General features: G+C 70.5%; 10 protein-coding genes. 9 read left to right on the forward strand and 1 reads right to left on the reverse strand.

Annotation, left to right across the window (positions count from 1 at the left end):
* Positions 1-55: 55 nt before the first annotated feature.
* The 5 genes from rpsO to R4I43_RS06035 all read left to right on the forward strand — a co-directional run bounded on the left by rpsO (position 56) and on the right by R4I43_RS06035 (position 5,657).
* Entirely contained in the window at positions 56-325 is a 270-nt protein-coding gene (gene rpsO / locus R4I43_RS06015) for a 30S ribosomal protein S15 (RefSeq protein WP_093413246.1), read from the forward strand.
* A 254-nt stretch (positions 326-579) separates the two neighbouring features.
* A complete protein-coding gene (locus R4I43_RS06020) occupies positions 580-2,829 on the forward strand; it encodes a polyribonucleotide nucleotidyltransferase (protein WP_324264508.1) in 2,250 nt (749 codons plus the stop codon).
* Positions 2,830-2,932: 103 nt separating this feature from the next.
* On the forward strand, positions 2,933-4,273 hold the full coding sequence (locus R4I43_RS06025) for a M16 family metallopeptidase (protein ID WP_324264509.1): 1,341 nt from the start codon (positions 2,933-2,935) through the stop codon (positions 4,271-4,273).
* 174 nt (positions 4,274-4,447) lie between these two features.
* Positions 4,448-5,191, forward strand: coding sequence for a 4-hydroxy-tetrahydrodipicolinate reductase (gene dapB, locus R4I43_RS06030; protein ID WP_324264510.1), 744 nt, complete (start codon positions 4,448-4,450; stop codon positions 5,189-5,191).
* A 16-nt stretch (positions 5,192-5,207) separates the two neighbouring features.
* Positions 5,208-5,657, forward strand: a complete 450-nt coding sequence (locus R4I43_RS06035; protein WP_407691208.1) for a hypothetical protein — start codon at positions 5,208-5,210, stop codon at positions 5,655-5,657.
* Positions 5,658-5,673: 16 nt separating this feature from the next.
* Here the strand turns inward: R4I43_RS06035 and R4I43_RS06040 are convergent, their stop codons facing one another.
* Entirely contained in the window at positions 5,674-6,855 is a 1,182-nt protein-coding gene (locus R4I43_RS06040; RefSeq protein WP_324264512.1) for an FAD-dependent monooxygenase, read from the reverse strand.
* Between the two features lie 86 nt (positions 6,856-6,941).
* Between R4I43_RS06040 and R4I43_RS06045 the strand changes: the two genes are divergently transcribed.
* The 4 genes from R4I43_RS06045 (at position 6,942) to R4I43_RS06060 (ending at position 12,682) form a co-directional block, all read left to right on the forward strand.
* A complete protein-coding gene (locus tag R4I43_RS06045; RefSeq protein WP_324264513.1) occupies positions 6,942-7,514 on the forward strand; it encodes a TetR/AcrR family transcriptional regulator in 573 nt (190 codons plus the stop codon).
* A 362-nt stretch (positions 7,515-7,876) separates the two neighbouring features.
* Positions 7,877-9,697 carry a hypothetical protein gene (locus tag R4I43_RS06050; protein ID WP_324264514.1) on the forward strand — a complete coding sequence of 607 codons (1,821 nt, stop codon included), beginning with the start codon at positions 7,877-7,879 and terminating at the stop codon, positions 9,695-9,697.
* A 106-nt stretch (positions 9,698-9,803) separates the two neighbouring features.
* Positions 9,804-11,435 (forward strand): hypothetical protein, encoded by a 1,632-nt coding sequence (locus tag R4I43_RS06055; RefSeq protein ID WP_324264646.1) that lies wholly within the window; start codon positions 9,804-9,806, stop codon positions 11,433-11,435.
* Between the two features lie 8 nt (positions 11,436-11,443).
* Positions 11,444-12,682, forward strand: a complete 1,239-nt coding sequence (locus tag R4I43_RS06060) for a YeeE/YedE family protein (RefSeq protein WP_324264515.1) — start codon at positions 11,444-11,446, stop codon at positions 12,680-12,682.
* Positions 12,683-12,710: the final 28 nt, after the last annotated feature.

A 12,710-nucleotide genomic window follows, 5' to 3' on the forward strand; every position in this document is an offset into this window, starting at 1 on the left:
CGCCGCCAGGCAGCTCGCCGCCCACCGACACGGGACATGCAAGAAGGAGTATTTCGTGGCGCTGTCCACTGACGAGAAGAAGCAGATCCTGGCCGAGTACGGCCTGAAGGACGGCGACACCGGTTCGCCGGAGGCCCAGGTGGCCCTGCTGACCAAGCGGATCACCGGCCTGACCGAGCACCTCAAGCAGCACAAGCACGACCACCACTCGCGTCGTGGTCTGCTGCTGATGGTGGGTCGCCGCCGTCGTCTGCTCAACTACCTGACCAAGGTGGACATCGAACGCTACCGTTCGCTGATCCAGCGACTCGGTCTGCGTCGTTGACATGACACCGGGGGGAGTGGCCGCGGCCGCTCCCCCCGGTGCGTAAAACCGGGCGGTGCCGTTCAGGCGCCGTCAGCAACTCAATAGAGCGCTCACGGTGGCAAGCACTGGGTGCAGGCGTCCGCCGGTCCTCGGTAGTGGCTGCCGGGCAAGTCGTCACGAGACGGTCCCGGGAGCTTCGATCGATGGCCGGCCTTGTCGGATCACCGATCCGGATGCTCCTGCCGTGGGCGTTGTGACGATAGGGAGTCACCTTGACTGAAGCGATCGAAGAGGGCGTGTACGAGTCGACCGCCGTGCTGGACAACGGCGCGTTCGGCACCCGTACCGTTCGTTTCGAGACCGGCCGGCTCGCCAAGCAGGCCGCCGGGAGCGTCGTCGCCTACCTCGACGACGAAACCATGCTGCTGTCGGCCACCACGGCCTCCAAGCAGCCGAAGGAGCACTTCGACTTCTTCCCGCTGACCGTCGACGTCGAAGAGCGGATGTACGCCGCGGGCCGCATCCCCGGCTCGTTCTTCCGCCGCGAGGGCCGGCCGTCCACGGACGCGATCCTGACCTGCCGGCTGATCGACCGCCCGCTGCGCCCGTCGTTCGTCGACGGCCTGCGCAACGAGGTCCAGGTCGTGGTCACGGTCATGAGCCTGAAGCCGGGCGACCTCTACGACGTGCTGGCGATCAACGCCGCGTCCGCGTCCACCCAGGGCTCGGGCCTGCCGTTCTCCGGCCCGATCGGTGCCACCCGCATGGCGCTGATCGACGGCCAGTGGGTCGCGTTCCCGACCCACGAGCAGCTCGAGCGCGCCGTGTTCGACATGGTCGTCGCGGGCCGCATCGTCGGTGACGACGTCGCGATCATGATGGTCGAGGCCGAGGCCACCGAGAAGACCGTCGAGCTGGTCGACGGCGGTGCCCAGGCGCCGACCGAGGAGATCGTGGCCGCCGGCCTGGAGGCCGCCAAGCCGTTCATCCGCAGCCTGTGCGTGGCCCAGCAGCAGCTGGCCCAGGCGGTCGGCAAGGACACCCAGGAGTTCCCGGTGTTCCCGGCCTACCAGGACGACGCGTTCACCGCCGTCGAGCAGGCCGTGTCCGCCGAGCTGGCCGAGGCGCTGAAGATCGCCGGCAAGCAGGAGCGCGAGAACCGCCTCGACGAGATCAAGGCGTCGGTCCTGGAGAAGGTCGGCACCGGTGAGGGCGAGGCGTTCGAGGGCCGCGAGAAGGAGATCGGCGCGGCGTTCCGCTCGCTGACCAAGAAGCTGGTCCGCCAGCGCATCATCCGCGACCAGGTCCGCATCGACGGCCGCAGCCTGACCGACATCCGCAGCCTGTCCGCCGAGGTCGGCGTGATCCCGCGGACCCACGGTTCGGCGCTGTTCGAGCGCGGCGAGACCCAGATCCTGGGTGTGTCCACGCTGAACATGCTGCGGCTGGAGCAGACCATCGACTCGCTCTCCCCGGAGACGACGAAGCGGTACATGCACCACTACAACTTCCCGCCGTACTCGACCGGTGAGACCGGCCGGGTGGGCAGCCCGAAGCGTCGCGAGATCGGCCACGGCGCGCTGGCCGAGCGCGCGCTGGTCCCGGTGCTGCCCTCGCGCGAGGAGTTCCCGTACGCCCTCCGGCAGGTCTCCGAGGCCCTGGGCTCCAACGGTTCCACCTCGATGGGCTCGGTCTGCGCCTCGACGCTGTCCCTGCTCAACGCGGGTGTGCCGCTGAAGGCCCCGGTCGCGGGCATCGCGATGGGCCTGGTCTCCGACGAGGTCGACGGCAAGACCCACTACGTGGCGCTGACCGACATCCTCGGTGCCGAGGACGCCTTCGGCGACATGGACTTCAAGGTCGCGGGCACGAAGGACTTCGTGACCGCCCTGCAGCTGGACACCAAGCTGGACGGCATCCCGTCCGAGGTGCTGGCGCAGGCGCTGGGCCAGGCGCGCGACGCCCGGTTCACGATCCTGGAGGTCATGGCCGAGGCCATCGGCAAGCCGGACGAGATGAGCCCGCACGCCCCGCGCGTGACCTCGGTGAGCATCCCGGTCGACAAGATCGGCGAGGTCATCGGCCCGAAGGGCAAGATGATCAACTCGATCACCGAGGAGACCGGCGCCGAGATCACCATCGAGGACGACGGCACCATCTACGTGGGTGCGGCCGACGGCCCGTCCGCCGAGGCGGCGATCGACAAGATCAACGCCATCGCGAACCCGCAGCTGCCGAAGGTCGGCGAGCGCTTCCTGGGCACCGTGGTCAAGACCGCGGCCTTCGGCGCGTTCGTCTCGCTGCTGCCGGGCAAGGACGGCCTGGTGCACATCTCCAAGCTGGGCAACGGCAAGCGCATCGGCAAGGTCGAGGACGTGGTGAACGTCGGCGACAAGCTGCGCGTGGAGATCGCCGACATCGACAACCGCGGCAAGATCAGCCTGGTGCTGGTCAACGACGAGGAGGAGAAGTCGGGCGAGAGCGAGGGCGAGGCCGCCCCGGCCGAAGCCTCCGCCGAATGATCGGCTGACCGACGTCGTGATGCGGCCCGTCCCGGGAATGCCGGGGCGGGCCGTATTGTCGTAGTGCGTGCGCGGGGAGCGCAGAAGCTACGAGAACGGGCATATGAAGCAGCAGAAGCAGACAGCCGGATACCTGCAGCGTCCCGGGACCACCCGGGTTCTCGGGCACAACGGTGCCGCCGAAGTGCGCCGGACGGTCCTGCCGGGCGGGCTGCGGGTGGTCACCGAACCCGTGCCCGGAGTTCGATCCGCCTCGGTGGGCATCTGGGTCGGCGTCGGTTCGCGCGACGAGACCCGGGCGCAGGCGGGTGCCGCGCACTACCTGGAGCACCTGCTGTTCAAGGGCACCGCGAAGCGGACCGCCGTGGGCATCGCGCAGGAGATCGACGCGGTCGGCGGGGAGCTCAACGCCTTCACCTCCAAGGAGCACACCTGCTACTACGCGCACGTGCTCGACGAGGACCTCCCGCTGGCCATCGACATGCTCTGCGACGTGGTCTTCGACGCGGTCAACGACAGCGCGGACGTCGACGTCGAGCGCAGCGTGGTGCTCGAGGAGATCGCGATGCGCGACGACGACCCCGAGGACCTGCTGCACGAGCTGTTCTCCACCGCCGTGCTGGGCGACAGCCCGCTGGGGCGGTCGGTGCTGGGCACCGAGGAGTCGATCGGCGAGATGACCCGCAACCGGGTGCACGGCTTCTACCGGCGCAGCTACCAGATGCCGAAGATGATCGTGGCGGTGGCGGGCAACGTCGAGCACGCCAAGGTCGTGCGGCTGCTGCGCAAGGCGCTCGGCGACCGGCTGACCGGCGACGACCGCCCGGAGGCGCCGCGCGGGGGCCGGGTCCGGCTGCCGAAGCAGGAGCCGCTGGTGCTGCAGCCCGACGACACCGAGCAGACCCACCTGCTGATCGGCTGCCGCGGCCTGGACCGCTACGACGAGCGCCGGTTCGCCCTCGGCGTGCTCAACGCGGCGCTGGGCGGCGGGATGAGCTCGCGGCTGTTCCAGGAGATCCGGGAGAGCCGGGGGTTGGCGTACTCGGTGTACTCGTCGAGCGCGGCCTACTCGGACGCGGGCACGTTCTCGGTGTACGCGGGCTGCACGCCGGAGCGCCTCGGCGAGGTCGCCTCGGTGATCCGGAAGGTGCTCGCCGACGTCGCCGCCGACGGCCTGTTGCCGGAGGAGGTCGACCGGGGACGGGGTCAGCTGCGCGGCGGCCTGGTCCTGGGCCTGGAGGACAGCGCGGCCCGGATGAGCCGCATCGGCAAGACCGAGCTCAACTACGGCCGCCACTACACGGTCGAGGAGACCCTCGCCAAGATCGAGGCGGTCACCCCGGACGACGTCGCGGTCCTCGCGCGCGACCTCCTCAACCGCCCCTTCACCACCGCCGTCGTCGGCCCCTACAAGACCCCGGAGGACCTCCCGGAGGGCGTGTAGCGGCAGCCGGGGCGGTTCTTGCCGGAGTCGCCCGTGGTCCTCTTGCGCCTCGGCCCTGGGGAACGGGCGCACGTGGATGGTGTTGGTCACCAGGTGGGGTGGGTCGTCCGGTGCGCGCGGGCGGGGTGCCTAGACTCCGGGTGAGCAGTGTCGGCGCGGAGAGGTGTTGCAACGGTGATCAAGGTTGGTGTGCTGGGCGCCCGCGGGCGGATGGGTTCCGAGGCCGCACGAGCCGTCGGCGAGGCCGCCGACACCGAGCTGGTCGCTGAGATCGACCACGACGACCCCATCGAGCGGCTCGTCGAGTCCGGCGCGCAGGTCGCCGTCGACCTCACCCACCCCGACGCGGTGCTGAACAACATCAAGTTCTGCGTCGACAACGGCATCAACGTCGTGGTCGGCACCAGCGGTCTCGGCCCGGCCGAACTGGACTCCATCCGCACCTGGCTGGCCGACAAGCCGCAGGTCGGCGTGATCGTGGCGCCGAACTTCGCGATCGGCGCGGTGCTGTCGATGCGGTTCGCCGAGCTGGCCGCCAAGTACTTCGACAACGCCGAGATCGTCGAGCTGCACCACCCGAAGAAGGCCGACGCGCCGTCGGGCACTGCGGCCCGCACCGCGCACGTCATCGGCAAGGCCCGCGAGGAAGCCGGTCTCGGCGAGATGCCCGACGCCACCACCAAGGACCCCGACGGCGCCCGCGGCGCCGAGGTCGACGGGGTGCGGGTGCACGCGGTGCGGATGACCGGCCTGGTCGCGCACCAGGAAGTGCTGTTCGGCACCGAGGGCGAGACCCTCACCATCCGGCACGACTCCTACGACCGCCGTTCCTTCATGCCGGGCGTGCTGCTGGGCATCCGCGAGGTTCCGGGCCGTCCGGGGCTGACCGTGGGCCTCGACGCGCTGATGGGCATCTGAGGTGACCAAGCCGCTGCTGACCGCGCGGAACGCGGCGTTCGTGGTCGCGCTCGTGCTGCTGGTCTACTTGGTGCTGATGGGTGGCCGCGCGATCACGATGATCTCCAGCGGCGAACCAGTCTTCATCGCGCTGGGCCTGGCGATCCTGGTCTTCCCGGTGCTCGGCGCGGTCCTGGTCGCCGACCAGCTGCGCTTCGGCGCCTCCACCGAGCGGCTGGCGCGCAGGCTCGACGACGAGGGCGCGCTGCCGGACGTCTCGCACCTGCCGCGCCGGCCCTCGGGCCGGGTCGAGCGGGCGGCGGCCGACGAGTGGTTCGACGCCAAGCAGGCCGAGCTGGAAGCGTCACCGAACGACTGGCGCCGCTGGTTCGCCGTCGCCCAGGCCTACGACCTCGCCGGCGACCGCAACCGCGGCCGCAAGGCCATGCGCAAGGCCATCGAGCTGGAGCGCGACGAAACGGCCTGAGCCGCAGGGGAAGTGCTCAACCCAGCGCCTCCGTCGCGGCCTGGGCGTCGTGCTCGTGGATCCACTGCAGCGTGTCCGGGATCGCCGCGAGCCGCCGGTCGCGGTCGTCTGCGTCCGGCCCGTCGGGCAGGTGCAGCAGCGCCGAGGCCACCCACGAGCTGCGCTGGACCGCGCGCGTGCGGGCGCGCCGGAGGCGTTCGTAGCGGGGCAGCGCCTGGTCCGGCGCGAAGCGGTGCAGCAGCGCGGCGAGGGTGGCCGCGTCCTCGATGGACTGGTTGGCGCCCTGACCGTGGTGCGGCAGCATGGCGTGCGCGGCGTCGCCGAGCAGCACGATCCCGCCCCGGTGCCAGCTGGTGAGCGGCCGTTGCCCGAACAGGGCCCACCGCTTGTGCAGGCTCGTCGCCGCGACCATCTCGCGCACTCCCGGGTGCCAGTCGGCGAAAGGCGCGCGGAGCTGGTCGGCTGAGACGTCCTCCACCCAGCTGGAGCCCGTCCACGTCGGCGGATCGTCCACGACGGCCAGGAAGTTGACGAAGTCTCCGTCGCCGATCGGGTAGTGCAGCACGTGAGCGCCGGGCCCCATCCAGAACTGGATGGCGCCGGGGTCGGGCAGCGAGGGCATCGCGTCGACCGGGATCAGGCCGCGAAAACCGCTGGTGCCGGAGTACTGGGCCGGTTCGTCGTCCGCGACCCACCGGCGCACCGTGGAGTGCACGCCGTCGGCGCCGACGACGAGATCGGCGTGCGCCGCGGTGCCGTCGGCGAAGTGCAGCTCGTACCCCCGGTTCTCGGTCGAGAGGTCCACGAGCCGGTGGTCGAGGTGGAGGTCGTCGTGGCCGCAGGCCTCGGCCAAGGCGGCCTGGAGGTCGGCGCGGTGCACGCCGTAGTACGGGGCGCCGAACCGCGCCGCGTAGTCGTCGCCGGCCGTGAAGGCCGCGATCCGCCGACCACCGCGCCAGTCCCGGTAGATGAGCTCGGTGGGCACGGCGCTGCGGGCGGCCAGGCGGTCGCGCAAGCCGAAGGCGTGCAGCACGCGCGTGCCGTTGGCCGACAGCGCCACCGCCGCGCCCACTTCCCGCAGCTCGGAGGCCCGCTCGTGGACGGTGGCCCGGATTCCCCTGCGCCGCAACGCGATCGCGAGCGTGAGCCCGCCGATCCCCGCGCCGGTGATCGCTACCGATGGTGACTTCGTCGTCATGCGCACCCCCGACGGTCGTGCCGGTGTCGTTGTACCGATCGGTACAGGAATTGCACGCTAGTTGTACCGATCGGTACGGTCAAGGGGTGAGTTCACGAGGCGACAAGCGCGCCGAACTGCTGCGGAAGGCCGTCGACCACCTCGCCGAGCACGGCATCGCCGACCTTTCCCTGGCGCCCACGGCCGAGAAGCTGGGCACCAGCAAGCGCATGCTGCTGTACTACTTCGGCAGCCGCGACGCGCTCATCGCCGAGGCGATCGCCGCGAGCCGTCCCGACGTCTCCGGCCTGTTCCGCGACGTCGGCGACACCGGTGACCTGGAGCGGGCGGCGTGGGAGCTGTGGGAGGCGATCACCCGCGGGCGCCAGCAGCGGCCGATCCGGATCCTGTTCCAGGTGCTGAGCCTGGCCCCGACGCAGCCGGATCGCTACGCCGCGCTCGCCGCGGACGCCGTCAGGGCGATGGTGGAGCCGCTCGTGCCCGTCTACCGCGGGCTCGGCTTCGACGAGCTCGAGGCGCGTTCCCGCGCGAGCCTGCTCATCTCGGGTCTGCGCGGGCTGTGCCTGGACCGCATCGTCACCGGTGATGCGGAGCGGATCGAGGCCGCCGCCGGCGTGCTCATCCGGGCCGCCACGACGACGGAGAATCGGAAACCATAAGTTCGCTTGGGCTTTCGCGCATACCGCCGTTCGGGCTACTGATCGTTTTCGCCAGGCGATTCTCAGGGTCTCGTGGGAAGGGATCCCACAACGTGGTTGAAGATTGACACCACGTGGGCGCTTCTCGATTATTACCGGCATGTCCAGGTTCGCCTGTCTGGTGGCTCGCCTGCATGTCGATCTCCGGCAGCAGGCCAGCGCGCTCTGTCACGCGTAAGCGACCTCCTTCTCTCGCCGCTGCAAGGCGTTCTCTCCCTCTCCGAGCAGTCCACGACGAAGCTCGCCCGGAAATTCGCGCATTCCGGTCGCGTGCGATTCGTCGTGCCCGATTTCGGAATTCTCCACGAAAATCCGGAGCACACATGAAAAAGAGTCTTCGAAGGCTGCCCATCGGGCTGGCCGCCCTAGCCCTGGCGGTCGGTGCGGTCACGTTACCGGTGCCGGACGCCTACGCCGATGTCGACGTGTCCTCGCAGTCCGTCAAGGGTGCGGACGGCAAGGACTACACCGTCACCAACCACGTCGTGAAGAGCGCGCTGGAGAAGTCCACATCGGACGGCAAGCCGAAGGAGTGGCTTGTCGTCTGGGCGGGCGACGAGAACATCGCCGACACCGCGGTGGCCGACGTCCGAAACCTGCCGGGCTCGCTGTCCGGTGGCGCGGGCAAGGCCGCCAACGCGGCACCCGGCCCGGACTTCCTGGCGATCATCGACGCGACCAAGGGCTCACCCGGCTACGGCCAGGTGGTCAACACCGTCACCGTCGGACCGCTGGTGGAGAACGAGCCGCACCACATGCAGTACGTGTGGCACAAGGGCGACACCATCTTCGCCGGTGCGCTCTTCGGCGCGGCGACCTACGCGTTCGACGTGACCTCGCTGCCCAACGTCAAGCTCAAGGGCATCAGCCTGCCCACGCAGACGCCGGGCGGATCCGTTCCGGACGCGTACTGGACGCTCAAGGACGGCACCGCATACGGCACCTACATGGGCGGCCCGGTGGCCCCGGGCCCGTACCGCTACTCGGACGGTTCGGTGCACCTGGGCAACGGCTTCGCCGGCAGCCCCGGTGAGGTCGTCCGGTTCGACCAGAACGCCAAGGTGCTCTCCGAATCCCCGGCCGCCACACCGGGCGGGGACAACGAGAAGCTGTGCGCCAACCTGCCGCGGATCGGCACGCCGACCTGCGCCAACCCGCACGGCATCCAGGCCCGCGAGGACCTGAACACCCTGGTCACCTCGGACTACACCGAGCCGCGCAACATCATCCTCGACCCGGTGAAGGCCCCGTCTCCGTACCTGCGGCGGCCGACCGTGCGGACCTGGGACATCAGCGATCGCAACCACCCGAAGCTCAAGGCGGTCTCGTACCTGCCCAACGGCCCGCGCTCGGACCCGAAGGACCCGCTGCACAACGAGAGCCGTGCCGTCATGGAGACCACGGTGACGAACCTGCCGGGCCACAAGGGCGCTTTCGCGCAGACCATGCAGGGCGGTGCGGTGTTCTACACGCCGGACATCACCGCGCCGGAACCGCACTGGCGCCAGGTGTTCGACGACGGCGCCGCGGTCGTGAACTTCGACAAGGCCAACGACCGCAACGGCGGCAGCTCCAACGGCGGCTGGATCCAGACCAGCCCGGACGACCGGTTCCTGTACCGGGCGATCCAGGGGCGTGCGGCGGGCACGTTCGGCGAGGACGACCCGGGCACCACGGGCGGTGTGTACACGCTGGACATCCAGAAGCTGGTCAACTCCGGCAACGACTTCCAGTGCAACATCGACACCATCGCCGAGTCCGAGCGCGGTGGCGCCGAGTCCGACTGCCCGACGGTGGCCGGCACGACGCCCATCAACCCGGGCAAGGCCGCGGGCGGTCCGCACTGGGGCGGGTACGACAACTTCGTGCTCGGCCCGGACGGCAAGTACACCGAAACCCAGACGCCCGGGCGCCTGGCGGTGTCGAACTACTTCGTCGCGCGATCCGGCAACGACGGCGACCACAAGATCAACATGGTCGACCTCGGCCCGGACGGGAAGGTTTCGCTCGACGACACCTTCCGCGACGAGGGGACCGGTGAGGTCGGCGTCAACTTCAACCGGCGGTCCTGGCCGCACGGCGAGTTCGGCTACGCCAAACCTCACTCGGAGCTGTTCGTGGTCGCCGACAGCGACCTGAAGTAGTCGCAGGAGCCACCGGACCTGGACCCGGCGGCGAACGGGTGGCCGCCGTCCCGGCGGCGGCCACCCACCTCCCCAGCCCTTCCGAACGAGAGCGGACGTGGAACACATGCACACCCACACCGGAGTGTCCAGTGTGGACTACCTCGCGCTGGTGCTGCGCGTGCTGCTGCTGACCGGCACCCCGCTGGTCGCAGGCATCGGCCTGCTGCGCGCCGGAGCGGAGATGCGCCCGTGGTCCGCCTGGATCGCAGGCGTCGGCACCGCCGCCCTGGCCGGGCTGTCCGCCGCGGTCCTGCACATCAACACCGGCTTCGCGATCACCCACGTGGTGCTCGCGCTCGCCGTGCCCGTCGCGCTGCGCTGGCGCGGCCCCTCGACCTTCCTCGGCTTCGCCCTGGCGCTGCTGCTCATCGCCGAAGCCGCCCTCGGCCACACCTCGCTGGCCTTCTTCCTCGACACGATCTTCGTCGCGGTCGCCGTCGTCTGGTTCGGCCTGGCGCTGGCCAAGAACTGGGCGCCCGACAGCGGACTGCGGCCGCGCCCCATCGCGCTGACCGCCGCGATCGCGCTGGTCGGAGCGGGCATCGGGCAGCTGGTACTCTCCGGCGTCTTCGACCGCAGGCTCTGGACCACCGGGTACGGGATCACCGTGCTGGTGCTCGTGATCGGCGCTGCCGCCGTGCTGGCGTTGACCCTCGCGCTGCGGGAGGAACGCCGCGCCTACCGCTTCGGCGCGATCGGCGTGCTCGCCGTCGTCCTCGCCTGGGCCACCCTGCCCGGCATCCCCGCACCGCACGAGCTGCCCGTCCCCGGCACCGCCCGGATCGCCCAAGCGGCGGGCGCACCCGTGCTGGTCAGCCCGCAGCGCGTCGGCCGGAACCTGGTGCACTTCCCGGAAAGCGCTGGCGCGGGCATCACCGTCGAGCAGGGCGACCGGGTCTCGCGGGCCGTTCCGGTGCCCGGCACCAGCGGCACGTGGGCCGAGGTCGACCTACCGCCCGGCGGCAGCGACCTGGTGATCCGGCGCGGAACCGACAGCGGGACCGTCGAAGTCGACACCGGTGACCTGCCCGAGGTCCCCGGATCGGCCGACCCCGAGTGCGCCAGCGCCGCCCTCGGCGCCATCGCCGCCGCGGCGCCCGGCCCGGTGACCTGCCCGGACGTCGAACTGCTCGCCGAAGACGCCGACGCGCTGCGCAAGCAGGTCTCCTACCTCGCCGACCTGGAGGCGCCCTCGATCTCCGTCGTGGGCGACGGCACACCGCGCGGCAAGGCCGCGACCGATGTCGTGCTCGCCGAAGCCGCCCACCGCGGCCTGCCCGTCAGCGACCACCCCGACGGGGCGTTGGTGCTGGTCTCGGGCTGGGCGAAGGCGTCCCACACCCTGGAACGGGCGAGCTTCCTGTACGGAATGCACCTCGCGCCCTGGCTGTTGCACGGTCCGGTGGTGAACTCGACCGCGGGCGCGGTGTTGCCGCTGCGGTTCGACCCGCGCGACCGCGGCGCCCTCACCTACGGGATGACCCAGGCCAACACCTTCGGCGACCCGCCGTCGCTGTCGGGATACCGGCAGTGGGCGCGCGCCCGCGGCGAGAACCTCACCGGCGAGGTCACCATCTACGCGTCCGCCCAGGTCGACGTCATGCACATGGGCGGACACGAGCATGGCGGAAACCTCGGCCAGTGGATCCCGCAGGGGACGATCGTGGCCATCTCAGGTCCGCTCACGGAGAAGTAGGAGTGCACATGTCTGTTGTGGACGTTGAAAGACCGGCCCCGCCGCCGGTTCGCACGGCGCCGCCCGCGCAACGCGGCGTCGTCGCGATCGGCATCACCATCGCCGTCGTGCTCGGCCTGGCCGTGGCCAACGCGGCCGGCTGGAAGATGACCGTGCTCTACGCGGTCGGTCTGGCCCTGGGACTGGTGCTGTTCCACTCCCGGTTCGGCTTCACCTCCGCCTGGCGGCAGCTGATCACCGTCGGCCAGGGGAGGGCGATCCGCGCGCACATGCTGATGCTGGGCGTGGCGGCCGTGCTGTTCGCGGGAATCCTCGGCAGCGGCTACTCGCTTTCCGGCACCCCCGAACCCCAGCTGCAGACCGCCGGGCTGGGCGTGGTGTTCGGAGCGTTCCTGTTCGGCGTCGGCATGCAGGTCGGCGGTTCCTGCGCGTCCGGCACGCTCTTCGCCGTCGGCAGCGGGCAGACCGCGATCATCTTCACCCTCGGCGGGTTCATCGCCGGATCGGTGCTCACCGCCTTCATCTCGCCGTTCATCAAGACGGTGCAGGGCATCGGCCCGAAGGTCTCGCTGGCCGAAACCCCGCTGGGCTACGTCGGCGGAGTGCTGTTCACGCTGGTCATCATCGGTGTCGTCGTCGGGGTGTCGCTGCTGGTCGAGCGGCGCCGCACGCCTCCGCCGATCGACCAGCCGCCGATCGCCAAGGGCGTGCTGCGCGCGCTGCGCGGCTCCTGGCCGCTGTGGGTGGGCGCGGTGCTGCTGGCCGTGCTCAACGCGGTGACGCTGTTCGTCTCCGGCAACTCGTGGGGCATCACCTCGGCGTTCGGCCTGTGGGGCGCGAAGATCCTCGGCTGGATCGGGATCGACGTCTCCGGAGCCCCCTTCTGGCAGGACCCGGAGAACGCCGCGAAGCTCACCGCTTCGGTGCTCGCCGACCGGATCTCGGTGATGGACTTCGGGATCATGGTCGGCGCGCTGATCGCCGCCGCGCTGGCCGGTGCGTTCACCCTCCACCGCAAGATCCCGTGGCGGATGGCCGTCGGCGCCGTGCTCGGCGGAATCCTGATGGGCATCGGCGCGCGCTTCGCGGGCGGCTGCAACATCGGTGCCTACTTCTCCGGCGTCGCCTCGTTCAGCCTGCACGGCTGGCTGTGGGGCGTGATGGCCATCGTCGGCACCTACGCCGGTGTCGCGCTGCGACCGCTGTTCGGACTCGGCAACCCCAAGCCCTCGGACGCCGTCTGCTGATCTTCCACCGGCTGCGGCCGGTGGTGAG

The sequence above is a fragment of the Saccharopolyspora mangrovi genome, from assembly GCF_035320975.1.
Lineage (GTDB): Bacteria > Actinomycetota > Actinomycetes > Mycobacteriales > Pseudonocardiaceae > Saccharopolyspora > Saccharopolyspora mangrovi.